Origin of the sequence: Streptomyces sp. NPDC059668 (assembly GCF_042734135.1) — a bacterium.
GTDB lineage: Bacteria > Actinomycetota > Actinomycetes > Streptomycetales > Streptomycetaceae > Streptomyces.
Map to the genome: position 1 here is coordinate 15,208 of NZ_JBHWEL010000039.1, position 23,880 is coordinate 39,087.

A 23,880-nucleotide genomic window follows, 5' to 3' on the forward strand; every position below is an offset into this window, starting at 1 on the left:
TTGAGGCATTGGGGAAGCTTACGATCCGGCATTGATGAGCGTTTACCTGAGCCCCCGACACCGCCTGCTCCCCCTCGCCGCGGCCTGGGTCGTCACCCGCGCCCTGATGCTGTGGCTGCTCGCGCACGACCACCTCGCCGTACTGGGCGGCGGCGGGGTCTCCCGCGAGGTCAGCCATCTGTACTTCCGCTGGTACGGCGTCCTGTCGCACGGCGCCTGTCCGGTGGGCGACCGGCTGTGGCAGTACCCGCCGGGCGCGGGCGCGGTCCTGCTCTCGCCCGCGCTGCTGCCGGGCCTGACGTACCCGCAGGCCTTCGTCACCCTCACGCTCCTCGCGGACGCCGTGATCGCGGTGGCACTCGTGCGCGCGGGCTCCCGGGCGGGCCGCAGTCTGCGGGGCGCGACGCTGTGGACGCTGGGCCTGCCGCTGCTGCTCCACGTGCCGCTCGCCCGTTACGACGTCCAGGTCACGGCGTTCGCGGTGACCTCCCTGCTGGCCCTGCCGCGCTCCCCGCGCGCGTGCGGGGCGTTCGCCGCGTGCGGCGCCCTGGTGAAGGTCTGGCCCGCACTGGCCCTGCTGGGCACCCCGCGCGGCCGTACCACCCGGGAGGCCTGGACGTCGGCGGCCGTCGCGGCGGCCGTCCTGCTCGCCGTCCTGACGGCGGCCTTCAGCGACCCCTTCGACTTCCTGCGCCAGCAGGGCGGCCGGGGCGTGCAGATCGAGTCGCTCGGCGGCACGGTCCTCGGTTTCGCGCGCCACGCGGGCTGGCGGGGCAGCGTGCGCTACCAGTACGGCGCGATGGAGTTCGTGGGCCCGTACGTCCCCACCGTCGCCGCGGCCTCGCTCGCGCTCACGCTCGTCTGCCTCGGGCTCCTGCTGGTGTGGCGGGTGCGTGCGCGGCGCTGGACGCTCGCCACCCCCAACGACGCGGCGCTCACCGCCGTGCTGCTGTTCACGGTGACCAGCCGGGTGATCAGCCCCCAGTACATGGTGTGGCTGCTCGGCCTGTCCGCCGTCTGCCTGACCTCGCGTCACACCACCCAGCGCCCGGTGGCCGCGCTGATCGTGGCGGCGACCGCGGTCAGCTCCGTGGTCTATCCGGGCCTGTACGAGGAGGTCACCCGGAGCACCTGGACGGGCTGCCTGCTGATGCTCGTACGCAACGGTCTGCTGGCGACGGCCGCCGCGCTGTCCCTCACCCGGCTGTGGCGTTCCGGCCTCCCCGCGAGAAAACGGGCCGAGGCCGCCGCGCCCGCCCGGGACCCGCGACGGGCCCCCGCCGTCTCCCCGACCGGACACTGAACACCTCTCGACGGAATATTTCCGACACCACCTACGATTTCGGTCAGTGAACCCATGAAGCCTCAGCACGCGCAGGTCTGTGTCGTCGTCATCGGGTACAACGACGCCGCCCACGTGACGGACGCGGTGCGCTCGGCACTCGCACAGGGACCGGCCGTCCGGGAGGTGCTCGCGGTCGACGACGGGTCGACCGACGGGAGCGCCGGCCTGCTCGGCCGGCTCGCCGCCGGGGAGCCGCGCCTGCGGGTCGTCCGCCGCCCGGCGAACAGCGGCGGCTGCGGCAGCCCCCGCAACGACGGCATCGACGCGACGACCGCCCCGTACCTGATGTTCCTGGACAGCGACGACGTGCTGCCGCCGGGCGCGGTCGACGCGCTGCTCGGCGCGGCGCTGGAGCGGCGCGCCGAGGTCACGGCGGGTCTGTGCGTGCGCCGCGAGCTGCCCTCCGGCCGCGAGACCCCGTGGCAGCGCGCGCTCTACGCCGAACCGGCCGTGTTCCCCCACCCGTCCCGGCGGCCGCGCCTGGTCCACGACACGCTCTGCGTCAACAAGCTGTACCGGACCGACTTCCTGCGTGAGCACCGCGTCCGCTTCCCCGAGGGCCGCCACCCCTACGAGGACTTCGTGTTCACCGCGCGGGTGCTGGCCGCCGGGCCGCGCGTCGCGCTGATCCCCGACACCGTGTACGTCTGGCACGTACGGCGCGCCGCCGAACGGCTGTCGATCTCACTCGACCGCGCCGACATCGACAACTGGCGGGCCAGGACGGCGGCCGGCCGGACCGCCCACGCGATCCTCCTCGGCGCCGGCGAGAAGCGCCTCGCGCGCGCCGCCCGCGCCAGGTTCCTCGACCACGAACTGCGCATGTACGCCCGCGAGCTGGAGCTGCGCACCCCCGCGTACCGGCGCGCGTGGTGGGACCTCACACGCGCCCATCTGGCGTCGTTCGACGCGGCCGACCTCACCGTCGACCCGACCGCCCCCGGCCGCCTGATCGCCCGGGTCGTCCTCGCCGCCCCCGGTCCCCGCGACCTCCCCCGGCTCAAGGAACTCGCCGCCCGCCCCGCACGGCTGCGCCCGCCGTACGCGCGCGCCTCCGACGGCACCCCCGTCTGGTCGCACGACCTCCCCCAGGTGACGCTGGACCACCTCCTGCTGCGGCCGGCGCACGTGCTGCCGGCCGCCGTCGACGCCGAACTGCGGCCACGCGCGCGGGCGGCGCTGCTGCGCCTGCGCCTGCACGATCTGTACGGGCGGATCGCGCAGGCCGGCCCGGCCACGGCGGACGTCACGTTCTCGCACCGGGAGGAGGGCCGGACGAGCCCGGGCCCGAGGGTCGCCCTCGCGCCGGACCCGGACCGGGGCGGCTGGTCGGCCGAGACGCCGGTGGACCTGTCGGCGCTGGGCCACGGCACCTGGGACCTGCGGCTGCGGCTCCACTTCCGCGACGGCACGCACCGCGACGTCAGCGCCCACGCGGTCGGCGGCCCGGGGCTGCTGCGCCGCCGCGCGGTCCCGGACGCCCGGCACGGCGTACTGCTGGTGCAGCCGTACCGCACCCACGCGGGGGCGCTGGCGCTGCGACTGGCGCCCGGTTGGCGAGGAATGACCGAAGTGGTACGCCGTCGCCTCGGCCGCCTGCTTCACTGAGGGGCGACCGTGTCACCGGTCCGCGGACATCCCCCGATCCGCGACCGGCGACACCGGCACCCCCGCGGTGGCTTCCGGCGGCACCACGGGACCCGAGGCGACAGAGGCACCGGCACCGGCTCCAGCACCGGTCCACCGACGAGAGGACGACCGTCCATGACCTGGCTGATCACCGGCGGCGCCGGTTACATCGGGGCGCACGTCGTGCGCGCGATGCGGGATGCGGGCGAAGCGGCGGTGGTCTACGACGACCTGTCCACGGGCATCGCGGAACGGCTGCCCGAGGACGTGCCGCTGGTGGTCGGCTCCACCCTGGAAGGGGAGCTGCTGGCCCGGACGCTCACGGGGCACGCCGTCACCGGCGTGGTCCATCTGGCGGCGAAGAAGCAGGTCGGCGAGTCCGTGGACCTGCCGCTGCACTACTACCGGGAGAACGTCGAGGGGCTGCGGGTCCTGCTGGAGGCCGTGACGGCGGCCTCCGTCCGCTCCTTCGTGTTCTCGTCCTCGGCCGCGGTGTACGGGATGCCGTCCGCCGACGCCGGGGAGCTGGTGACGGAGGAGACCCCGTGCGCGCCGATGAGCCCGTACGGCGAGACGAAGCTGGCGGGCGAGTGGATGGTCCGTGCGACGGGCCGCGCGACGGGTCTGTCCACGGCCTGCCTGCGCTACTTCAACGTGGCGGGCGCGGCCGCTCCCGAACTCGCCGATGTCGGGGTCTTCAACCTCGTCCCCATGGTCTTCGAGAAGCTCACGCAGGACGCGCCGCCGCGCGTCTTCGGGGACGACTACCCGACGCCCGACGGGACGTGCGTGCGTGACTACATCCACGTGGTCGACCTCGCGGAGGCGCATGTGGCGGCGGCCCGCGCGCTGGACGCCTCGCCCGGCCGGGAGCTGACCCTCAACATCGGGCGCGGCGAGGGTGTCTCGGTCCGCGAGATGATCGACCTGATCAACGCGGCCACCGGCCACGACCGCCCGCCGGTGACCGCGCCGCGCCGTCCGGGGGACCCGGCCCGGGTCGTCGCCTCGGCCGACCGCATCCGCGGGGAACTGGGCTGGAAGGCGCGCCACGACGTCCAGGACATGATCACTTCGGCCTGGGCGGGGTGGCTGCGGCTGCACCCGGAGGCGGCGCGCGCCTGAGCCCGGCCGCCCGGCGGAACGGGCCGGTCCGGCGTCAGCCCCCTGCCGTCACCGCCTGCGCGGCCTCGCCCAGCCGGGGGAAGGTGACGCCGGTCAGGTCCTCGGAGGCCCGCCACAGCCGGACGGCGGAGACCGGGTCGCTGGCCGCGGCCGACCGGCCGACGAGGGTCGGTCCGCCACGCATCTCACCGAAGCCGTCCGGTCCGACGTAGCCGGCGCCGGGCAGGTCCTGCGTGGCCGCGTACAGCGTGGGCAGCGCGCCGGCCTTGTTGTCCTGGGCGATGAACCGGTTGCCCACCGCCATCAGGGCGCGGCGCACCACGCTGGCGTCGTGGCCCTGGAGACCGGTGGCGGCCCACCCGGGGTGCGCGGCCAGCGCGCGTACGGACGATCCCGCGGCCGCGAGCCGGCTCTGAAGTTCCAGGGTGAACAGCAGGTTCGCCAGCTTGGACTGACCGTAGGCGGTGATGGGTGTGTACTCGCCCGTCAGGTTCAGGTTGTCGAAGTGGATGTGCGTGCTGCCGGGAATCCGGTGGGCTCCCGAGGACACGGTGACCACGCGGTCGGTGACATGCGGCAGCAGCAGGTTGGTCAGGGCGAAGTGCCCCAGGTGGTTCGTCCCGAACTGCATCTCGAAGCCGTCCTTGGTGCTGGCCTCGGGGATGTTCATGACGCCCGCGTTGTTGATCAGCAGGTCGAGGTCGCCCCGCCACGACGCGGCGAACTCACGGACGGAGGCGAGGTCCGCCAGGTCCAGCCGGCGCACCTCGACACTGCCGTGGACGGTGCGTGCGGCTTCCTCGCCGCGTCGCGGGTCCCGCACGGCGAGGACGACATGGGCGCCGGCCCGCGCGAGGGCGTCGACGGTGGCGATGCCGAGCCCGCTGTTGGCGCCGGTGACGACGGCGGTGCGGCCGCTCTGGTCACCGATGTCGCCCGCGCCCCACTTCTTCCTGCTCTGTTCGACAGCCGAGTCCTTGGTAGCCATGGCGGCAAATGTAGGCGTCGACAACAATGATGTCAACGACAACAATGATGGCGATGCCAACAATGTAGTCGCCGGTCACATACCGGATAGACTGCGGCCCATGCAGACCCGCCCCCGCCCCTACCACCACGGAGACCTGCGCGCCGCGCTGCTGGCCCGCGCCGAGGAGACCCTCAGGGAGAAGGGACCCGCCGCGCTCTCCCTGCGCGAGCTCGCCCGCGACCTGGGGGTCAGCCATGCCGCGCCCAGCCGCCACTTCAAGGACAAGCAGGCCCTGCTCGACGCGCTCGCCCTGACCGGCTTCGAGCGCCTGAGCGCGACCCTGGCCGCGTCCCAGGAGACGGCGGGCGACTCCTTCGCCGAGAGACTCGGCGCCCTGGCCCGCAGCTACGTCGGCTTCGCCACCGCCAACGCCGAGCTCCTCGACCTCATGTTCTCCATCAAGCACGACCCCGCGGCGTCGGAGGCCCTCGTCCAGGCCTCCCAGGGCATGTCCGTGCTCGCCACCGAACTCATCGCGGAGGGCCGCCGCACGGGCGAGGTCCGCGACGCCCCGCTGGAGGCGATCGCCATCCCCATGTTCAGCACCCTCCACGGCTTCGCCAGCCTCGCCGTCAGCAGCACCCTGCCCGCGGGCACCCTCGACGCCAACCTGGACGACGTCATCGCCCACACCCTCCGGGGCTGCGCCCCCGACCACCCGGCACCACACCGGCCCACCCCGTAGGGGCGGCCCGTACGCTGCCCCGATGACCGGACCCCGTGAACTCCGAGCCCTCGGCAGCGTCCTCGGCTCCGCCGTGGGCGACGCGCTCGGCGCGCCCTTCGAGTTCAGCCCCGAGGGCGCGTTCTCGGCGCGCTTCCCGGAACCCGGGCACGGCGGGGAGATGTGCGGCGGCGGAGGTTGGGAGCCGGGCGAGGCGACCGACGACACCCAGATGGCGGTGCTGGTCGGGGAGTCGCTGCTGGACCGGGGCGGTCTCGAACTCCCCGACGTCTTCGGCAGGTTCCAGCGGTGGGCGGCCGCGGAGCCCAAGGACATCGGTCTGCAGACCGAGGCCGTGCTGGGCAGCGGGGACCCCTGGGATCTCGCCGCCGCGCTGCACTTCCAGGTCAGCCAACGGGCGGCGGGCAACGGGGCGTTGATGCGGGCGGCCACCTCCGCCGTGTACTTCGCGCGGCGGGGGCGGGACACCACGATGGAGGCGGCCCGGCGCATCGCCGCCCTCACCCACGGCGACCGCGCGGCCTGGGAAGGCACCGCGATCTTCCACGAGCTGGTCCGGGTCGCACTGGACGGCGGCGATCCGCTCGCCGCCGTGTCCCCGGCCCTGCGGGCCGTGCACCCGGACCACCGGGCCCGATACGCCACCGTTCTCGCCGACGACTGGCACCCCGACCGGGCGACCGAGTTCAACGGCGCCGTGTGGCCCTGTCTCGGCTCCGCCGTCTGGGCGCTGCGGAACACGGACTCCTACGAGGGTGCCGTACGCGCCGCGGTCGACCTCGGCGGCGACACGGACACCGTCGCCGCGGTCACGGGCGGCCTCGCGGGGGCCGTGTACGGGGCGGACGGCATCCCCGGACGGTGGACCGAGCCGCTGCACGTGCCGCTGCCGGGGTCCGGCGGGCGGGTGCTGCGGGCGACGGACCTGCGCGGACTCGCCCGGCGGCTGTCGGAGTGACCCCGCCCGGGGACCCCGCACGTCGGCGACCCCACCGGGCCGCACCGATCCGGGCCGCACCGATCCGTGCCGATCCGTGCCGCGCCGTTGCCGGGCCTCGCCGTTGCCGGGCCTCGCTACAACGCCCGCAGCGCCGCCGCCGTCGACCGGGCCAGGCTCGCCAGGTACCCCTTCGGCAGCTTGGGGCCACGGACCACGACCGCGCGCCAGTACAGCGGCCCCGACATCAGGTCGAGGGCGAGTTCCAGGTCGATCCCCTCGTCCACCTCGCCCCGCGCGGCCGCCGCCGCCACGATCCCGCTCGCCACCCCCTGCTGGCCCTCCCGCAGCGCCTTCTGCAGGGCCTCCGCGATGTCGGGGTTGCGGGCCGCCTCGGCCTGGAGGTCCGGGATGATCTGGCCGGCGACGGGGTGCCGCAGCGCCCGCGAGGTGACCTCGTAGAGCAGACGCAGGTCGCCCTCCAGGGAACCCGTGTCGGGGGCCGGCAGTCCCTGCACCGCTATGGCGGAGACCAGATCGAGGACGAGGTGCAGCTTCGAACGCCAGCGCCGGTACACCGCGGTCTTGCCGACGCCCGCGCGACGCGCGATGCCCTCGATGGACATCCGGGCGAAACCGACGGCCGCGAGCTCCTCGAAGACGGCGGCGCGGATCGCCTCGGTCACGTCCTCCCGCAGCACGGCCGCACCTGCGGGAGCCCTACGACGCGGGGCCTTCCCGGCAGCACTCTCCGCACCCGCGGCGGCACTCGTGGTGTCGGCGTTCGTCGTCATACCGTCCAGCATAGGCCGTAGCGACGAAACGGTTGCGTTCCGACGCTCCGAAGCTCTACGCTCCCGTTGCGACGATACGGTCCCGTCCCGACGTAAGGTACTGGCAAAGGCCCAGTGGCGGAAACGTCAAGGACGGGACCGCGCATCCCACCCCCTGAGCGAAAGCAGCGGATGTGAGCCAGGTCCTCCACACACCGCCCCCGACGCCGGTCCCCCCGGCCGACGATCCCGCGGCACTCGCCGCCCGGTACGGCCTCAGCGTCAGCGGCGCGCGTCCGACGCTGCGCGAGTACGTCCAGCAGCTGTGGGCGCGGCGCCACTTCATCACCGCCTTCGCCACCGCCAAGCTCACCGCCCAGTACAGCCAGGCGAAGCTCGGCCAGGTGTGGCAGGTGATGACCCCGCTCCTGAACGCGGCGGTCTACTACTTCATCTTCGGTGTGCTGCTCGGCACCAAGCACGGTGTGCCGGACTACATCCCGTTCCTGGTCACCGGCGTCTTCATCTGGACCTTCACCCAGAGCTCGATCATGGCGGGCACCCGGGCCATCTCCGGGAACCTCGGCCTGGTGCGCGCCCTGCACTTCCCGCGGGCCGCGCTGCCGGTCTCCTTCGCGCTCCAGCAGCTCCAGCAGCTGCTGTTCTCGATGGCCGCGCTGGTCGTCATCCTGCTCTGCTTCGGCGTTCCGGTGAGCGCGTCCTGGCTGCTCGCCGTGCCCGTCCTGGTGCTGCAGTTCACCTTCAACGCGGGCGTCGCGATGGTGATGGCGCGGATGGGCGCCAAGACCCCGGACATCGCGCAGCTCATGCCGTTCGTGCTGCGTACCTGGATGTACGTCTCCGGCGTCATGTGGAGCATCGACAAGGTGCTCAGCAAGGACGATCTGCCGCGCTGGGTGATGCTCGCGCTGGAGAGCAACCCGGCCGCCGTCTACATCGACCTGATGCGCTACTCCCTGATCGACAGCTTCAAGGCCCACCAACTGCCGCCGCATGTGTGGGCGGTGGCGATCGGCTGGGCCGTGGTCGCCGGGGCCGGCGGGTTCATCTACTTCTGGAAGGCCGAGGAGACGTACGGACGTGGCTGACACCCTGACCAAGGAATCCGGCCTCCCCCGCGACGCCGGCCCCGCGGACGCTCTCGTCCCCACCGTCGTCGCCGACGGGGTCGACATCGTCTACCGGGTCAACGGCACCGGCGCCGGACGCGGTTCCGCCACCGCGGCGCTCAACCGCATCATGCGCCGCAAGCAGTCCGAGAAGGCCTCGGGCGTGCGCAAGGTGCACGCCGTCAAGAACGTCTCCTTCACCGCCTACCGCGGTGAGGCCATCGGTCTGATCGGCACCAACGGCTCGGGCAAGTCGACCCTGCTGAAGGCCGTCGCCGGCCTCCTCCCGGTGGAGAACGGCAGGATCTACACCGACGGCCAGCCGTCCCTGCTCGGCGTGAACGCGGCCCTGATGAGCGACCTGACGGGCGAGCGGAACGTGTACCTCGGCGGCCTCGCGATGGGCATGTCCCGTGAGCAGATCAAGGAGCGCTACCAGGAGATCGTCGACTTCTCGGGCATCAACGAGAAGGGCGACTTCATCACGCTGCCGATGCGGACCTACTCCTCCGGCATGGCGGCGCGGCTGCGCTTCTCGATCGCGGCGGCCAAGGACCACGACGTGCTGATGATCGACGAGGCCCTGGCCACCGGCGACCGTTCCTTCCAGAAGCGCTCCGAGCAGCGGATCCGCGAGCTGCGCAAGAGCGCGGGCACCGTCTTCCTGGTCAGCCACAACAACAAGTCGATCCGCGACACCTGCGACCGCGTGCTCTGGCTGGAGCGCGGCGAGCTGCGCATGGACGGGGCGACCGAAGAGGTCCTCAAGGAGTACGAGAAGTTCACGGGCAAATGACCCGTCCCGCCCAGGGCCCCGCCGGAACGGTTCGGCGGGGCCCTGCGTCTGCGAAGGAAAAGCCAACTCCTGCTGTCCTTAGGAATCTTGACGCCAATCGGTGTGTTGTTGTGATGTGCAGGACACCCCGACGGACCGTGCAGCGTTGTACAACGTAAGCTGTACCGGTGCTGAATCGCGGCAAGTGGGGCGATATTGCGCGACGCCCGGTACCCGCGCGCTGCGCGGACCTTCGGGCGGCGTGTCCGAAATGGGCAGTATTGGGTCGGCAGTGTAGAACGGGAGATGTGACGGCAATGGCTACGGAAACTCTCCAGCTCCGCGATGCGTGTGCCGTCTCCGCGCCGGGCGGCGAGCGGTGACCGAAGCCGGGACGGCCCGCACCGGAGATCCGGAGCGCGGCACCCTCGACAAGGCCGCGGACGAGAACTTCCCCGTCGCGCCCTTCTTCCTGCCCAGGGCCTGGCGCGACGACCTGATGGCGGTGTACGGCTTCGCCCGCCTCGTCGACGACATCGGTGACGGCGATCTCGCCCCCGGCGGCGCGGACGCCCGACTGCTCGGCGTGCCGCCCGAGACGGCCGAGGACCGTCTCGTCCTCCTCGACGCCCTCGAAGCGGACCTCCACCGCGTGTTCGATTCGATCCCGCTCCACCCGCTGCTGCGCCGCCTGCGGCCCACGGTCCGCCGCGCCGGCCTCACCCCCGAGCCCTTCCTGGCGCTGATCGGGGCCAACCGCCAGGACCAGCTCGTCACCCGGTACGAGACCTACGACGACCTGCTGGCCTACTGCGAGCTGTCCGCCAACCCGGTGGGCCGCCTGGTCCTCTCGGTCACCGGCACCTCGACGCCCGAGCGGATCCGCCGCTCCGACGCGGTGTGCACGGCGCTCCAGATCGTCGAACACCTCCAGGACGTGGCCGAGGACCTCGGCCGCGACCGCATCTACCTGCCCGCCGAGGACATGAAGCGCTTCCATGTCCAGGAGGCGGACCTCGCCACGGCCACAGCAGGCGCATCGGTGCGCGCACTGGTTGCATACGAAGCAGAACGCGCGCTCCACCTCCTGAATGAAGGCACCCCCCTCGTGGGTAGCGTCCACGGCAGGCTGAAGCTGCTGCTCGCGGGGTTCGTGGCGGGGGGAAGGGCGGCAATCCGTGCGATTGCCGCCGCTGAATACGACGTACTTCCCGGCCCGCCCAAGCCCGGCAAGCTCCAGTTGCTGCGCGAGGTGGGAGTGACTCTGCGAGGAAAGGGGTGATCCGGACCGTGGAGTCGGAACAACACGTGTCCGCACCGGTACTCGCCGCTTACAGCTACTGCGAGGCAGTGACCGGTCAGCAGGCGCGTAATTTCGCGTACGGCATCCGACTTCTCCCGACGCCCAAGCGTCGTGCGATGTCGGCGCTCTACGCGTTCTCACGGCGTGTGGACGACATCGGTGACGGCACACTGGCGCCGGACGTGAAAGCGGCCCGTCTTCAGGACACCAGGGCGCTGCTCACCCGGGTCCGCGAGGGCCGGGTCGACGAGGACGACACCGACCCGGTCGCGGTCGCCCTCAGCCATACCGCGGCGTACTTCCCGGTGCCGCTCGGCGGCCTCGACGAGCTCATCGACGGCGTCCTGATGGACGTGCGCGGTGAGACGTACGAGACCTGGGACGACCTGAAGGTGTACTGCCGGTGCGTGGCCGGGGCGATCGGGCGGCTCTCGCTCGGTGTGTTCGGTACGGAACCGGGGGCGCGCGGCGCGGAACGCGCGCCGGAGTACGCCGACACGCTCGGGCTCGCGCTCCAGCTCACCAACATCCTGCGGGACGTCCGTGAGGACGCCGGGGACGGGCGCACCTATCTGCCCGCCGACGACCTCGCGAAGTTCGGCTGCTCGGCCGGGTTCGACGGGCCGACGCCGCCGGAGGGCTCGGACTTCGCGGGCCTGGTGCACTTCGAGGTGAGACGGGCCCGCACCCTCTTCGCGGAGGGCTACCGGCTGCTTCCCATGCTGGACCGGCGCAGCGGCGCCTGTGTCGCGGCCATGGCCGGCATCTACCGGCGGCTGCTGGACCGCATCGAGCGGGAGCCGGAGGCCGTGCTGCGCGGCCGCGTCTCGCTGCCCGGCCGGGAGAAGGCGTACGTCGCGGTACGCGGCCTGTCCGGCCTGGACGCGCGGCACGTGTCCCGGCGCACCGTCAGGAGGCGCACCTGATGGACAATCCGGTCCAAGGTGATTCCGCCGGAGCAAGAAGACACGCAACCCTCCGGTGGTCCGCGGCGTCCCTGACTGCGACGGCCGGTCGTACACCGTTCGAGCACCGCGGCGGGCCGAAGGGGGAGGGCGCACGATGAGCGAGGCCACGCAACCGGGGGAGCCGGACGAGGACGGTCCGGCCGGTTCGGACCGCCCGGGGACGGCCGCCGGCCCGGCGGGCCCCGGCACGTCCGCCGTGGTGGTCGGCGGCGGACTCGCCGGGATCACCGCCGCGCTCTCGCTCGCCGACGCCGGGGTGCGTGTGACGCTGCTCGAAGGCAGGCCGCGGCTGGGCGGGCTGGCCTTCTCCTTCCAGCGCGGCGAGCTCACCGTGGACAACGGCCAGCACGTGTACCTGCGCTGCTGCACCGCCTACCGCTGGTTCCTCGACCGCATCGACGCGACCTCGCTGGCACCGGTGCAGGATCGTCTCGACGTGCCCGTTCTCGACGCGGAGGGCACTCCGGGGCGACGGCTCGGCAGAATCGGCCGCACCGCGCTGCCGGTGCCGCTGCATCTCGCGCGCAGCCTGGCGACGTATCAGCATCTGTCGCTCGCCGAGCGTGCCAAGGTCGGCCGTGCCGCTCTGGCGCTCAAGGCGCTCGACCTCGACGACCCGGCGCTCGACGACCAGAACTTCGGCAGCTGGCTCGCCGGGCACGGTCAGTCGGAGCGTGCCGTCGAGGCACTGTGGGACCTGGTGGGGGTCGCCACCCTCAACGCGGTGGCCGGCGACTCGTCGCTCGGGCTCGCCGCGATGGTGTTCAAGACCGGTCTGCTGTCCGACCCGGGCGCGGCCGACATCGGCTGGGCGCGCGTCCCGCTGGGCGAACTGCACGACACTCTGGCCCGCAAGGCGCTCGACACCGCGGGCGTGCGTACCGAAGTCCGTACACGAGTCACCTCCATCTCCCGCAACGAGAACGGGCGTTGGAGCGTCCAGGTTCCCGGTGGGCCGATCGAGGCGGACACCGTGGTGCTCGCCGTGCCCCAGCGGGAGGCGCACGACCTGCTGCCCGCGGGCGCGCTGGACGCCCCCGAACGGCTCCTGGAGATCGGCACCGCGCCGATCCTCAACGTCCACGTCGTCTACGACCGCAAGGTGCTCACCCGTCCGTTCTTCGCGGCGCTCGGCTCCCCGGTCCAGTGGGTCTTCGACCGCACCGAGGCCTCCGGACTGCGGGAGGGGCAGTACCTGGCCCTGTCCCAGTCGGCCGCACAGCACGAGATCGACGAGCCCGTCGCCGTCCTGCGGGAGCGCTATCTGCCGGAGCTGGAGCGCCTGCTGCCCGCTGCCCGCGACGCCGAGGTGAAGGACTTCTTCGTGACCCGGGAGCGCACCGCGACGTTCGCCCCCGCCCCCGGTGTCGGGCGGCTGCGGCCCGGCACCCGCACCAAGGCTCCCGGCCTGTACCTGGCCGGCGCGTGGACCGCCACCGGGTGGCCCGCGACCATGGAGAGCGCGGTCCGCAGTGGTGTCGGTGCGGCGGGAGCCGCGCTGGGCGCCCTGGGCCGGCCCCGCGATCACCTCCTCGCGTTCGAGGAGACGGCCCGCACCGTCGCGGGGAACACCCCCGGGGCGTCCGGCCGAACACCGGCGGGCACCGGCGCTTCACCGCGAGGTGGACTCAGGTGAGGGTCGAGCAGCGCGCGGTGGACCCCCGCACCCCCGGTACCGCAACAAGAGGAGAGACTGTGCCCACTGTGCCCCCGGCCGGATCGGCTGCCGACGCGGTGGACGTGACCGCGCTCCTGGAGCGCGGCCGGACCCTGGCCACACCGGTGCTGAAGGCGGCCGTCGACCGCCTGGCGTCACCCATGGACACCGTCGCCGCCTACCACTTCGGCTGGATCGACGCGGCGGGCAACCCCGCGGACGGCGACGGCGGAAAGGCCGTGCGCCCCGCGCTGGCCGTCCTGTCCGCGCAGGCCGCCGGCGCCGCCCCGGAGGTCGGCGTGCCCGGCGCGGTCGCGGTGGAACTGGTGCACAACTTCTCGCTGCTGCACGACGACCTGATGGACGGCGACGAGCAGCGCCGTCACCGCGACACCGTCTGGAAGGTGCACGGCCCCGCCCAGGCGATCCTGGTCGGCGACGCCCTGTTCGCGCTGGCCAACGAGGTCCTCCTCGAACTCGGCACCGCCGAGGCCGGCCGCGCCACCCGCCGTCTGACCACCGCCACCCGCGCCCTCATCGACGGCCAGGCACAGGACATCTCCTACGAGCACCGCGACCGGGTCAGCGTCGAGGAGTGCCTGGAGATGGAGGGCAACAAGACGGGCGCCCTGCTCGCCTGCGCCTGCTCGATCGGCGCGGTCCTCGGCGGCGCGGACGACCGCACCGCCGACACGCTGGAGAGGTACGGCTACCACCTCGGCCTGGCCTTCCAGGCCGTCGACGACCTCCTCGGCATCTGGGGCGACCCGGAGGCCACCGGCAAGCAGACCTGGAGCGATCTGCGCCAGCGCAAGAAGTCCCTGCCGGTCGTGGCGGCGCTCGCCGCGGGCGGCCCCGCCTCCGAGCGGCTCGGCCGGCTGCTCGCCGAGGACGCGAAGGCCAGCGACTTCGAGAACTTCTCCGAGGAGGAGTTCGCGGCCCGTGCCGCGCTCATCGAGGAGGCGGGCGGCCGCGAGTGGACCGCCCAGGAGGCACGCCGTCAGCACACCATCGCCATCGAGGCCCTGAACGCCGTCGAGATGTCCGACCAGGTGCGGGCCCAGCTCGTGGCGCTCGCCGACTTCGTCGTCGTACGAAAGAGATGATCGCTATCGGTCGAATAAACCTCGCGTAGTCGCCGGCCGGTGTCTCCCTCCGGTTCTCCCCGCTCCTCACCGGAACGGGGAACCCCATGAGAGCGACGCACCGGCCGACGGCGGACCCACAGCAGAGACGTACCACTGCACGAAGGGGAAGCCATGACAGCGACGACCGACGGAAGCACCGGGGCACTGCCGCCCCGCGCTGCCGCGGCCAGCGAAATCCAGCCAGAGACGACTCCCGTGGCGGCCGGGACAGTCGAGACCCGAGACGCCGCCGAGCACGCCATACAGCGTGCCACCGACTTCCTGCTCTCACGGCAGGACGCCGAGGGCTGGTGGAAGGGCGACCTCGAGACGAACGTCACGATGGACGCCGAGGATCTGCTCCTGCGCCAGTTCCTGGGAATCCTCGACGCGAAGACCACGTACGCCGCCGGCCTGTTCATCCGCGGCGAGCAGCGCGAGGACGGCGCCTGGGCCACGTTCTACAACGGCCCCGGCGATCTCTCCGCCACCGTCGAGGCGTACGTCGCCCTGCGGCTGGCCGGGGACGCCCCCGACGCGCCGCACATGGCGAAGGCCTCCGCCTGGGTCCGCGAGCGGGGCGGCATCGCCTCGGCCCGCGTCTTCACCCGGATCTGGCTCGCCCTGTTCGGCTGGTGGAAGTGGGACGACCTCCCCGAACTCCCGCCGGAACTCATCTACTTCCCGAAGTGGATGCCGCTGAACATCTACGACTTCGGATGCTGGGCGCGGCAGACGATCGTGCCGCTCACCATCGTCTCGGCGAAGCGACCGGTGCGGCCCGCGCCGTTCCCGCTGGACGAGCTCCACACCGATCCCGGCCATCCCAACCCGGTCATGCCCATTGCTCCCGTGGCGAGTTGGAACGGCGTCTTCCAGCGGCTGGACAAGGCGCTGCACCAGTACCGCAGGTTCGCGCCGGGGCCGCTGCGCCGGGCCGCCATGAACGCGGCGGCGCGCTGGATCATCGAACGGCAGGAGAACGACGGCTGCTGGGGCGGCATCCAGCCGCCCGCGGTGTACTCGGTCATCGCGCTCCACCTGCTCGGCTACGACCTCGACCACCCGGTGATGCGCGCCGGACTGGAGTCCCTGGACCGCTTCACGGTCTGGCGCGAGGACGGCGCCCGGATGATCGAGGCCTGCCAGTCGCCCGTGTGGGACACCTGCCTGGCGACCATCGCGCTCGCCGACGCGGGCCTGCCCGCCGACCATCCGCAGCTGGTCAAGGCCGCGGACTGGATGCTCGGCGAGGAGATCGTCAGACCCGGCGACTGGGCGGTCAAACGGCCTCATCTCCCGCCGGGCGGCTGGGCGTTCGAGTTCCACAACGACAACTACCCCGACATCGACGACACCGCCGAGGTGGTCCTCGCGCTGCGGCGGGTGCGTCACCACGACCCGGAACGCGTCGAGAAGGCGATCGGGCGCGGCGTGCGCTGGAACCTCGGCATGCAGTCCAAGGACGGCGGCTGGGGCGCCTTCGACGTCGACAACACCAGTTCCTTCCCCAACCGGCTGCCGTTCTGCGACTTCGGCGAGGTGATCGACCCGCCGTCCGCGGACGTCACCGCGCACGTGGTGGAGATGCTCGCGGTGGAGGGCCTCTCGCACGACCCGCGTACCCGCCGGGGCATCGAGTGGCTGCTCGCCGAACAGGAGCCCAACGGCTCCTGGTTCGGGCGCTGGGGCGTCAACTACGTCTACGGCACGGGCTCGGTGGTGCCCGCGCTGACGGCCGCCGGCCTGCCCGCCTCGCACCCGGCGATCCGCCGGGCGGTCGGCTGGCTGGAGACCGTGCAGAACGAGGACGGCGGCTGGGGCGAGGACCTGCGGTCCTACGACGACGCCGCCGAGTGGAGCGGCCGGGGCGCCTCGACCGCCTCACAGACCGGGTGGGCGCTGCTCGCGCTGCTCGCGGCCGGGGAGCGCGACTCCAAGGCCGTGGAACGCGGTGTCGCGTGGCTCGCGGAGACCCAGCTGCCCGACGGCTCCTGGGACGAGCCGTACTTCACCGGCACCGGGTTCCCGTGGGACTTCTCGATCAACTACCACCTCTACCGGCAGGTCTTCCCGCTCACCGCGCTCGGGCGCTACGTCCACGGTGAGCCGTTCGCCGAGGTGGAGGGGGGTTGATGAGCACGAAGCCCGAACCGGCCCCGCTGCTGATCGCCTGCGCGCTCGGCATCGAGCACCTCGCCCTGCGCACCGGCGACCGGAGCGGTTCCGACGGGCCCGTCACCGTCCTGCGCACCGGCATGGGGCCGAGGGCCGCCGAGCTCTCGCTGGACCGGGCCCTCGCCGACCCGGCCCTGCGCGAGGCGGCCGTCCTGGCCACGGGCTTTTGCGCGGGGCTCGCCCCGGGCATGCACCCCGGCGACCTGGTGGTCGCCGAGGAGACCCGGGGTCCGGGCGGCAGCACTCCGTGCGTGGGCACCGAGCTGCTGGTCAAGGAGCTGGTGCGCGCCGTACCCGGGCGCACCGTCCACACGGGGCCGCTCACCGGCTCCGATCACGTCGTCCGCGGTCACGAACGGTCGGACCTGTTCGCGACCGGCGCCATCGCGGTCGACATGGAGTCCGCGGCGACGCTGCACAGCGCCGTCCGCGCGGGCCCACGTCCGGTTGCGGCCGTCCGGGTGGTCGTGGACGCTCCAGATCATGAACTCGTCCGTATCGGCACGGTGCGCGGTGGAATATCAGCTTTCCGTGTTCTCCGTGCCATCCTTCCCGCTTTCTTTGAATGGCACCGTTCTTTGCTGCTCCCTCGGAGGTGAGCCAGATGGCCATGCCACTTCGGCAGTCCATGAAGGTCGCTGCATACCTGTTTGAACAGAAGCTCAGGAAGCGGGACAAGTTCGCGCTGATTGTCGAGCTGGAACCCCTCTTCGCGTGCAATCTCGCGTGCGAGGGATGTGGCAAGATCCAGCACCCCGCGGGCGTGCTGAAGCAGCGGATGCCGGTGGCCCAGGCGGTGGGCGCGGTACTGGAGTCCGGCGCCCCGATGGTGTCCATCGCGGGCGGCGAACCTCTGATGCACCCGCAGATCGACGAGATCGTGCGGCAGTTGGTGGCCAAGAAGAAGTTCGTCTTCCTGTGCACCAACGCGATGTTGCTGCGCAAGAAGATGGACAAGTTCAAGCCCTCGCCGTACTTCGCGTGGGCCGTGCACATCGACGGGCTGCGTGAGCGGCACGACGAGTCCGTGGCCAAGGAAGGCGTCTTCGACGAGGCGGTCGAGGCCATCAAGGAGGCCAAGCGGCGCGGCTTCCGGGTCACCACCAACTCGACCTTCTTCAACACCGACACCCCGCAGACCGTCATCGAGGTCCTCAACTACCTCAACGACGACCTGAAGGTCGACGAGATGATGCTCTCGCCCGCCTACGCCTATGAGAAGGCCCCCGACCAGGAGCACTTCCTCGGCGTCCAGCAGACCCGGGAACTGTTCAAGAAGGCCTTCGCGGGCGGCAACCGGCGCCGCTGGCGGCTCAACCAGAGCCCGCTCTTCCTGGACTTCCTGGAGGGCAAGGTCGACTTCCCGTGCACCGCGTGGGCGATCCCGAGCTACTCGCTCTTCGGCTGGCAGAAGCCCTGCTACCTGATGAGCGACGGGTACGTGCAGACGTACAAGCAGCTCCTGGAGGAGACCGACTGGGACTCCTACGGCCGCGGCAAGGACGACCGGTGCGCCAACTGCATGGCGCACTGCGGCTACGAGCCGACCGCCGTCCTCGCCACCATGGGCTCCCTCAAGGAGTCCCTGCGCGCCGCCCGCGAGACGTTCACGGAAAGCCGCGGGTGACGTCATGACCGCCGTTTCCTTGGGCCTCCCCGAGGTGCCGGTCCGACCGATCGCGGAACGCCGTGTGTCACGGCAGATCCAGGTCGGACCGGTGGCGGTCGGGGGAGGAGCACCCGTATCCGTGCAGTCGATGACGACGACGCGTACGTCGGACGTCGGCGCCACGCTTCAGCAGATCGCGGAACTCACCGCGTCCGGCTGCCAGATCGTCCGGGTCGCCTGTCCCACGCAGGACGACGCGGACGCCCTCGCGACGATCGCCCGCAAGTCACAGATCCCGGTGATCGCGGACATCCACTTCCAGCCCAAGTACGTCTTCGCCGCCATCGACGCGGGCTGCGCGGCGGTGCGGGTGAACCCGGGCAACATCAAGCAGTTCGACGACAAGGTGAAGGAGATCGCGCGCGCCGCCTCCCAGGCGGGCACGCCCATCCGGATCGGTGTGAACGCGGGCTCGCTCGACCGGCGTCTGCTCCAGAAGTACGGCAGGGCGACGCCGGAGGCGCTCGTCGAGTCGGCGCTGTGGGAGGCGTCCCTCTTCGAGGAGCACGGGTTCCGGGACATCAAGATCTCGGTGAAGCACAACGACCCGGTCGTCATGGTCAACGCCTACCGGCAACTGGCGGCGGCCTGTGACTACCCGCTGCATCTGGGCGTCACGGAGGCCGGGCCGGCGTTCCAGGGGACCATCAAGTCGGCCGTCGCCTTCGGCGCGTTGCTCTCCGAGGGCATCGGGGACACCATCCGGGTCTCCCTGAGCGCGCCGCCCGCCGAGGAGTGCAAGGTCGGTATCCAGATCCTGGAGTCGCTGGGCCTGCGTCAGCGGCGCCTGGAGATCGTCTCGTGCCCGTCCTGCGGGCGGGCCCAGGTGGACGTCTACAAGCTGGCCGACGAGGTCACGGCCGGTCTGGAGGGGATGGAGGTCCCGTTGCGCGTCGCGGTCATGGGCTGCGTCGTCAACGGCCCCGGCGAGGCGCGGGAGGCGGACCTGGGGGTCGCCTCCGGCAACGGCAAGGGGCAGATCTTCGTCAAGGGCGAGGTCATCAAGACCGTGCCCGAGTCGAAGATCGTCGAGACCCTCATCGAGGAAGCGATGAAGATCGCCGAGCAGATGGAGAACGACGGCGTCGGGTCCGGGGAGCCGGCCGTCACCGTGAGTTGATGAGCACGGACCGAGAGGGGGCCCGAGCGTGACGATTCTGGAGAGCATCCGGGGACCACGCGACCTGAAGGCGCTGTCCGAGGCGGAGGTCGGTGAACTGGCCGATGAGATCCGGGAGTTCCTGGTGCAAGCGGTGGCCAGGACCGGTGGACATCTCGGGCCCAATCTGGGGGTGGTGGAACTCTCCATCGCCCTCCACAGGGTCTTCGAGTCACCCGTCGACCGCATCCTGTGGGACACCGGTCACCAGAGCTATGTGCACAAGCTGCTGACAGGACGTCAGGACTTCTCCAAGCTGCGCGGCAAGGGCGGCCTCTCCGGCTACCCCTCGCGCGAGGAGTCCGAGCACGACATCATCGAGAACAGCCACGCCTCCACGGCGCTCGGCTGGGCGGACGGCCTCGCCAAGGCCCGCCAGGTGCAGGGGGAGAAGGGCCATGTCGTCGCGGTCATCGGCGACGGCGCGCTGACCGGCGGGATGGCGTGGGAGGCGCTGAACAACATCGCCGCCGCGAAGGACCGTCCCCTGATCATCGTCGTCAACGACAACGAACGCTCGTACGCGCCGACCATCGGCGGCCTCGCCAACCACCTCGCCACCCTGCGGACGACGGACAGCTACGAGCGGGTGCTGGCCTGGGGCAAGGACGTACTGCTGCGCACCCCCGTCGTCGGGCCCACGCTCTACGAGTCCTTGCACGGCGCCAAGAAGGGCTTCAAGGACGCCTTCGCACCGCAGGGCATGTTCGAGGACCTCGGGCTCAAGTACGTCGGTCCGATCGACGGACACGACACCGGCGCCGTGGAGTCCGCGCTGCGGCGGGCGAAGCGTTTCCACGGACCGGTGCTGATCCACTGTCTGACGGAGAAGGGCCGCGGCTACGAACCGGCGCTCGCGCACGAGGAGGACCGTTTCCACACGGTGGGCGTGATGGACCCCCTCACCTGCGAGCCGCTCGCCCCCTCCAACGGGCCGTCCTGGACGTCGGTGTTCGGCGACGAGATCGTCCGGATCGGGGAGGAGCGCGAGGACGTCGTGGCGATAACGGCGGCGATGCTGCACCCGGTGGGACTCGGCAGGTTCGCCGAGCGGTTCCCCGACCGGGTGTGGGACGTCGGGATCGCCGAGCAGCACGCCACGGTCTCCGCCGCCGGACTCGCCACGGGTGGACTGCACCCGGTCGTCGCCGTCTACGCCACCTTCCTCAACCGGGCCTTCGACCAGCTGCTGATGGACGTCGCGCTGCACCGCTGCGGCGTCACCTTCGTACTGGACCGGGCGGGTGTCACCGGCGTCGACGGCGCCTCGCACAACGGCATGTGGGACATGTCCGTCCTCCAGGTCGTGCCGGGCCTCAGGATCGCCGCGCCGCGCGACGCCGACCAGCTCCGCGCGCAGCTGCGGGAGGCGGTCGCCGTCGACGACGCGCCCACGCTCATCCGCTTCCCGAAGGAGTCGGTCGGCCCGGCGATCCCCGCGATCGACCGGGTGGACGGCCTCGACGTCCTGCACCGGTCCGACACGACCCCGCAGGCCCTCCTGGTGGCCGTCGGCGTCATGGCGCCGGTCTGTCTCCAGGCCGCCGAACTGCTGGAGGCCCGGGGCATCGGCTGCACCGTCGTCGACCCGCGCTGGGTCAAACCCGTCGACCCGGCCCTGCCCGGCCTCGCGGCCGAGCACCGGCTCGTGGCGGTCGTCGAGGACAACAGCCGGGCGGCCGGCGTCGGCGCGGCGGTCGCGCTGGCCCTGGGCGACGCCGACGTGGACGTACCGGTAAGGAGGTTCGGGATCCCGGAGCAGTTCCTCGCGCACGCCAAGCGCGCGGAGGTGCTGGCCGACATCGGGCTCACGCCCGTCGAGATCGCCGGGCGGATCGGGGCCGCCCTGGCCGTCAAGGACGAGTTGTCCAAGGAGAAACAGGAATGACCACCCCTTCCGGGAAACGGGAGTTCGACCTCGGCGCGCTGCTGGCCGAGCGCGGGGCCGAGCGCTACGAGCTGCACACCAAGTACCTGAACCACCAGCTCCCGCGCATGCTGCACACCATCGGCTTCGACAAGGTGTACGAGCGGGCCGAGGGCGCGCACTTCTGGGACGCGGACGGCAACGACTACCTGGACATGCTCGCCGGGTTCGGGGTGATGGGCCTGGGCCGCCATCACCCCGTGGTCCGCCAGGCGCTGCACGACGTCCTGGACGCCTCGCTCGCCGACCTCACCCGCTTCGACTGCCAGCCCCTGCCCGGGCTGCTGGCGGAGAAGCTGCTCACCCACAGCCCGCACCTGGACCGGGTGTTCTTCGCCAACAGCGGCACGGAGGCCGTGGAGACCGCTCTGAAGTTCGCCCGGTACGCCACCGGCCGGCCGAGGATCCTCTACTGCTCCCACGCCTTCCACGGGCTCACCACCGGGTCGCTGTCCGTGAACGGCGAGGACGGGTTCCGCGACGGCTTCGCCCCGCTGCTGCCCGACACGGCCGTCCCGCTCGGCGACCTCGACGCGCTCGCCCGCGAGCTGGCGCGGGGCGACGTCGCCGGGCTCATCGTCGAACCCATCCAGGGCAAGGGCGTGCACGAGGCCCCGCCCGGCTATCTGCGCGCCGCCCAGGAGCTGCTGCACCGGCACAAGGCGCTGCTCATCGCGGACGAGGTGCAGACGGGCCTGGGACGCACCGGGGACTTCTACGCCTACCAGCACGAGGACGGCGTGGAACCCGACCTGGTGTGCGTGGCGAAGGCGCTGTCCGGCGGCTATGTGCCGGTCGGAGCCACCCTCGGCAAGGACTGGATCTTCAAGAAGGTCTACTCGTCGATGGACCGGGTCCTCGTCCACTCGGCGAGCTTCGGGGCCAACGCGCAGGCCATGGCGGCCGGGCTCGCCGTGCTCTCGGTGATGGAGAACGAGCAGATCGTCGCGAACGCGCGGGCCACGGGAGAACTGCTGAAGACCCGGCTCGCGGCGCTCGTCGACACCTACGAGCTGCTCAGCGACGTCCGCGGCCGGGGGCTGATGATCGGCATCGAGTTCGGGCGGCCCAAGTCCCTGAAACTCCGCAGCCGCTGGACCATGCTGCAGGCCGCGCGCAAGGGGCTCTTCGCGCAGATGGTCGTCGTCCCGCTGCTGCAGCGGCACCGCATCCTCACCCAGGTCTCCGGGGACCACCTGGAGGTGATCAAGCTGATCCCGCCGCTGATCGTCGGTGAGCGGGACGTGGACCGGTTCATGGAGGCCTTCGTCGCCGTGATGGACGACGCGCACAGCGGCGGCGGGCTGATGTGGGACTTCGGGAAGACACTGGTCAAGCAGGCGGTGGCGAACCGCTAGGCGATGTCCTTCCGGTTCCGTCGGGCGCCGCCCGCCCGACGGGACGGGGAGGACCCGCGCCGAACCGCGCGGCGCGCGAGGGACGGTCCGCGGGGCGGCGAGCCGGCTCCGGACAGAGTGCCGCCGAGAGTTCTTTGCCTCTGAGGCAATAAATTTGCCCAGGAGGCAATACTGCGGCTCAATGGAGTGCATGAGCCCCATCGAGCCGGGGGCGGCGGACACGCCGCCCGAGCCCGGGACAGCCGACGTGCTGCCCGTCGTCGCGCCGCAGCTGCGTGAGCTGCGCCGGCGTGCCTCACTGACCCTGGAGGCCGCGGCCCGCGCCGCCGGACTCTCGGCCGCCCACCTCTCCCGGCTGGAGACGGGACAGCGCCAGCCCTCGCTGCCGATGCTGCTCGCCCTCGCCCGCATCTACGGTACGACGGTCTCGGAGCTGCTGGGCGAGAGGGTCGCCGAACGGGACGCCATCGTCCGGGCCGCCGACATGGAGCCGACCGAGGCGGGCGGCTGGACCTACTGGCAGGCCGGTTCCCCGGGCCGGGGGATGCAGGCGCTGCGGGTGCACGTCCCGTACGGGTCCCAGGGCGACATCGTGCGCGTCCATCCCGGCGAGGAGTGGCTCCACGTCCTCCAGGGGCGGCTGCGGCTGCGTCTCGGGGACACCACGCAGGTGCTCACACCCGGGGACAGCGCGCACTTCGACTCGCTGACCCCGCACCGCATAGCCGCCGCCGACCAGGCGGGGGCCGATCTCCTCTTCGTCCACACCCTGCTGCAGAGCCCCGCCGCCGCGCTGTGCCTCGGCCCGGCGACGGCGCACCCGAACTTGGGAGAGATGTCATGACCGAACCCACGGAGCCCGGCCCCCGGCGGTCCATGGAGGACAAGTTGCCCCGTGCGCTGTGGGTGCGGCTGATCATCTACGTCGCCGTCGGCCACCTCTTCGCGGCCTTCATCTACCTGCTGTTCACGCTGGGCGCGCAGAACCAGTAGGACCAGTAGGGCCAGGAGATCCGGGGAGCCGGCGGGGGGGGGGGCGGGGGGGCGCGCGGCCGGGCGGGGGGGGGAGGGGGGCTGTCGCGGTGGGGAGGCGCCCCGCCCCGCG

At 71.9% G+C, this 23,880-nt stretch carries 22 protein-coding genes; 20 read left to right on the plus strand and 2 right to left on the minus strand.

Annotated elements, in window-relative coordinates; genetic code table 11:
- Positions 1-34 precede the first annotated feature (34 nt).
- The 3 genes from ACFV2J_RS25365 to galE all read left to right on the plus strand — a co-directional run bounded on the left by ACFV2J_RS25365 (position 35) and on the right by galE (position 4,099).
- Positions 35-1,303 (plus strand): glycosyltransferase 87 family protein, encoded by a 1,269-nt coding sequence (locus ACFV2J_RS25365; protein WP_385081691.1) that lies wholly within the window; start codon positions 35-37, stop codon positions 1,301-1,303.
- Positions 1,304-1,357: 54 nt separating this feature from the next.
- On the plus strand, positions 1,358-2,953 hold the full coding sequence (locus tag ACFV2J_RS25370; RefSeq protein WP_385081689.1) for a glycosyltransferase: 1,596 nt from the start codon (positions 1,358-1,360) through the stop codon (positions 2,951-2,953).
- A gap of 156 nt (positions 2,954-3,109) precedes the next feature.
- A complete protein-coding gene (gene galE, locus ACFV2J_RS25375; protein ID WP_385081688.1) occupies positions 3,110-4,099 on the plus strand; it encodes a UDP-glucose 4-epimerase GalE in 990 nt (329 codons plus the stop codon).
- Between the two features lie 34 nt (positions 4,100-4,133).
- On the opposite strand, the gene ACFV2J_RS25380 is transcribed toward galE, so the two are convergent.
- Positions 4,134-5,087 carry an oxidoreductase gene (locus ACFV2J_RS25380; protein WP_385081687.1) on the minus strand — a complete coding sequence of 318 codons (954 nt, stop codon included), beginning with the start codon at positions 5,085-5,087 and terminating at the stop codon, positions 4,134-4,136.
- Between the two features lie 100 nt (positions 5,088-5,187).
- On the opposite strand from ACFV2J_RS25380, the gene ACFV2J_RS25385 reads away from it, so the two are divergent.
- Together ACFV2J_RS25385 and ACFV2J_RS25390 are read left to right on the plus strand one after the other, a co-directional pair.
- A complete protein-coding gene (locus ACFV2J_RS25385; protein ID WP_385081686.1) occupies positions 5,188-5,814 on the plus strand; it encodes a TetR/AcrR family transcriptional regulator in 627 nt (208 codons plus the stop codon).
- 22 nt (positions 5,815-5,836) lie between these two features.
- Complete coding sequence (locus ACFV2J_RS25390; protein ID WP_385081684.1) at positions 5,837-6,772, plus strand: ADP-ribosylglycohydrolase family protein; 936 nt, start codon at positions 5,837-5,839, stop codon at positions 6,770-6,772.
- 116 nt (positions 6,773-6,888) lie between these two features.
- Here the strand turns inward: ACFV2J_RS25390 and ACFV2J_RS25395 are convergent, their stop codons facing one another.
- A complete protein-coding gene (locus tag ACFV2J_RS25395; RefSeq protein ID WP_385081683.1) occupies positions 6,889-7,545 on the minus strand; it encodes a TetR/AcrR family transcriptional regulator in 657 nt (218 codons plus the stop codon).
- A 173-nt stretch (positions 7,546-7,718) separates the two neighbouring features.
- Between ACFV2J_RS25395 and ACFV2J_RS25400 the strand changes: the two genes are divergently transcribed.
- From ACFV2J_RS25400 to ACFV2J_RS25470, 15 genes are all read left to right on the plus strand, one after another.
- Positions 7,719-8,633, plus strand: coding sequence for an ABC transporter permease (locus tag ACFV2J_RS25400; RefSeq protein ID WP_385440738.1), 915 nt, complete (start codon positions 7,719-7,721; stop codon positions 8,631-8,633).
- The gene (locus tag ACFV2J_RS25405) at positions 8,626-9,450 is read left to right on the plus strand and encodes an ABC transporter ATP-binding protein (protein WP_385440741.1); all 825 of its coding nucleotides are present in this window, start codon (positions 8,626-8,628) and stop codon (positions 9,448-9,450) included. The genes ACFV2J_RS25400 and ACFV2J_RS25405 overlap by 8 nt, the downstream gene beginning before the upstream one ends.
- 358 nt (positions 9,451-9,808) lie before the next feature.
- Complete coding sequence (hpnC, locus tag ACFV2J_RS25410; protein ID WP_385081678.1) at positions 9,809-10,711, plus strand: squalene synthase HpnC; 903 nt, start codon at positions 9,809-9,811, stop codon at positions 10,709-10,711.
- Positions 10,708-11,658, plus strand: coding sequence for a presqualene diphosphate synthase HpnD (gene hpnD, locus ACFV2J_RS25415; protein ID WP_153287594.1), 951 nt, complete (start codon positions 10,708-10,710; stop codon positions 11,656-11,658). Before hpnC ends, hpnD begins: the two co-directional genes overlap by 4 nt.
- Entirely contained in the window at positions 11,658-11,798 is a 141-nt protein-coding gene (locus ACFV2J_RS25420; RefSeq protein ID WP_385081676.1) for a DUF6380 family protein, read from the plus strand. Before hpnD ends, ACFV2J_RS25420 begins: the two co-directional genes overlap by 1 nt.
- Positions 11,795-13,336, plus strand: a complete 1,542-nt coding sequence (hpnE, locus tag ACFV2J_RS25425) for a hydroxysqualene dehydroxylase HpnE (protein ID WP_385081675.1) — start codon at positions 11,795-11,797, stop codon at positions 13,334-13,336. The genes ACFV2J_RS25420 and hpnE overlap by 4 nt, the downstream gene beginning before the upstream one ends.
- Positions 13,333-14,463: a polyprenyl synthetase family protein gene (locus ACFV2J_RS25430; RefSeq protein WP_385440746.1), complete on the plus strand. Its 1,131-nt coding sequence runs from the start codon at positions 13,333-13,335 to the stop codon at positions 14,461-14,463. Before hpnE ends, ACFV2J_RS25430 begins: the two co-directional genes overlap by 4 nt.
- A gap of 153 nt (positions 14,464-14,616) precedes the next feature.
- Positions 14,617-16,620 carry a squalene--hopene cyclase gene (gene shc / locus ACFV2J_RS25435; protein WP_385440749.1) on the plus strand — a complete coding sequence of 668 codons (2,004 nt, stop codon included), beginning with the start codon at positions 14,617-14,619 and terminating at the stop codon, positions 16,618-16,620.
- A complete protein-coding gene (locus ACFV2J_RS25440; protein WP_385088164.1) occupies positions 16,620-17,261 on the plus strand; it encodes a 1-hydroxy-2-methyl-2-butenyl 4-diphosphate reductase in 642 nt (213 codons plus the stop codon). The genes shc and ACFV2J_RS25440 overlap by 1 nt, the downstream gene beginning before the upstream one ends.
- Positions 17,262-17,266: 5 nt before the next feature.
- Positions 17,267-18,289, plus strand: coding sequence for an adenosyl-hopene transferase HpnH (gene hpnH, locus ACFV2J_RS25445; RefSeq protein ID WP_148012166.1), 1,023 nt, complete (start codon positions 17,267-17,269; stop codon positions 18,287-18,289).
- Between the two features lie 4 nt (positions 18,290-18,293).
- Positions 18,294-19,451 (plus strand): flavodoxin-dependent (E)-4-hydroxy-3-methylbut-2-enyl-diphosphate synthase, encoded by a 1,158-nt coding sequence (gene ispG, locus ACFV2J_RS25450; RefSeq protein ID WP_385088162.1) that lies wholly within the window; start codon positions 18,294-18,296, stop codon positions 19,449-19,451.
- A 28-nt stretch (positions 19,452-19,479) separates the two neighbouring features.
- Positions 19,480-21,378 (plus strand): 1-deoxy-D-xylulose-5-phosphate synthase, encoded by a 1,899-nt coding sequence (dxs, locus tag ACFV2J_RS25455; RefSeq protein WP_385088160.1) that lies wholly within the window; start codon positions 19,480-19,482, stop codon positions 21,376-21,378.
- Positions 21,375-22,775: an aspartate aminotransferase family protein gene (locus tag ACFV2J_RS25460; protein WP_385088158.1), complete on the plus strand. Its 1,401-nt coding sequence runs from the start codon at positions 21,375-21,377 to the stop codon at positions 22,773-22,775. The genes dxs and ACFV2J_RS25460 overlap by 4 nt, the downstream gene beginning before the upstream one ends.
- Before the next feature lie 190 nt (positions 22,776-22,965).
- Complete coding sequence (locus ACFV2J_RS25465; RefSeq protein WP_385088156.1) at positions 22,966-23,619, plus strand: helix-turn-helix domain-containing protein; 654 nt, start codon at positions 22,966-22,968, stop codon at positions 23,617-23,619.
- 32 nt (positions 23,620-23,651) lie between these two features.
- On the plus strand, positions 23,652-23,768 hold the full coding sequence (locus ACFV2J_RS25470) for a DUF6126 family protein (protein ID WP_385088170.1): 117 nt from the start codon (positions 23,652-23,654) through the stop codon (positions 23,766-23,768).
- The last annotated feature ends 112 nt before the right edge of the window (positions 23,769-23,880 follow it).

What these genes read in the sequence shown, in the direction of transcription:
- ACFV2J_RS25365 (WP_385081691.1), top strand. Translation starts at nt 35, where the DNA reads ATGAGCGTTTACCTGAGCCCCCGACACCGCCTGCTCCCCCTCGCCGCG.
- ACFV2J_RS25370 (WP_385081689.1), top strand. Translation starts at nt 1,358, where the DNA reads ATGAAGCCTCAGCACGCGCAGGTCTGTGTCGTCGTCATCGGGTACAAC.
- galE (WP_385081688.1), top strand. Translation starts at nt 3,110, where the DNA reads ATGACCTGGCTGATCACCGGCGGCGCCGGTTACATCGGGGCGCACGTC.
- ACFV2J_RS25380 (WP_385081687.1), bottom strand. Translation starts at nt 5,087, where the DNA reads ATGGCTACCAAGGACTCGGCTGTCGAACAGAGCAGGAAGAAGTGGGGC.
- ACFV2J_RS25385 (WP_385081686.1), top strand. Translation starts at nt 5,188, where the DNA reads ATGCAGACCCGCCCCCGCCCCTACCACCACGGAGACCTGCGCGCCGCG.
- ACFV2J_RS25390 (WP_385081684.1), top strand. Translation starts at nt 5,837, where the DNA reads ATGACCGGACCCCGTGAACTCCGAGCCCTCGGCAGCGTCCTCGGCTCC.
- ACFV2J_RS25395 (WP_385081683.1), bottom strand. Translation starts at nt 7,545, where the DNA reads ATGACGACGAACGCCGACACCACGAGTGCCGCCGCGGGTGCGGAGAGT.
- ACFV2J_RS25420 (WP_385081676.1), top strand. Translation starts at nt 11,658, where the DNA reads ATGGACAATCCGGTCCAAGGTGATTCCGCCGGAGCAAGAAGACACGCA.
- hpnE (WP_385081675.1), top strand. Translation starts at nt 11,795, where the DNA reads ATGAGCGAGGCCACGCAACCGGGGGAGCCGGACGAGGACGGTCCGGCC.
- shc (WP_385440749.1), top strand. Translation starts at nt 14,617, where the DNA reads ATGACAGCGACGACCGACGGAAGCACCGGGGCACTGCCGCCCCGCGCT.
- ACFV2J_RS25440 (WP_385088164.1), top strand. Translation starts at nt 16,620, where the DNA reads ATGAGCACGAAGCCCGAACCGGCCCCGCTGCTGATCGCCTGCGCGCTC.
- hpnH (WP_148012166.1), top strand. Translation starts at nt 17,267, where the DNA reads ATGGCCATGCCACTTCGGCAGTCCATGAAGGTCGCTGCATACCTGTTT.
- ispG (WP_385088162.1), top strand. Translation starts at nt 18,294, where the DNA reads ATGACCGCCGTTTCCTTGGGCCTCCCCGAGGTGCCGGTCCGACCGATC.
- ACFV2J_RS25460 (WP_385088158.1), top strand. Translation starts at nt 21,375, where the DNA reads ATGACCACCCCTTCCGGGAAACGGGAGTTCGACCTCGGCGCGCTGCTG.
- ACFV2J_RS25465 (WP_385088156.1), top strand. Translation starts at nt 22,966, where the DNA reads ATGAGCCCCATCGAGCCGGGGGCGGCGGACACGCCGCCCGAGCCCGGG.
- ACFV2J_RS25470 (WP_385088170.1), top strand. Translation starts at nt 23,652, where the DNA reads ATGGAGGACAAGTTGCCCCGTGCGCTGTGGGTGCGGCTGATCATCTAC.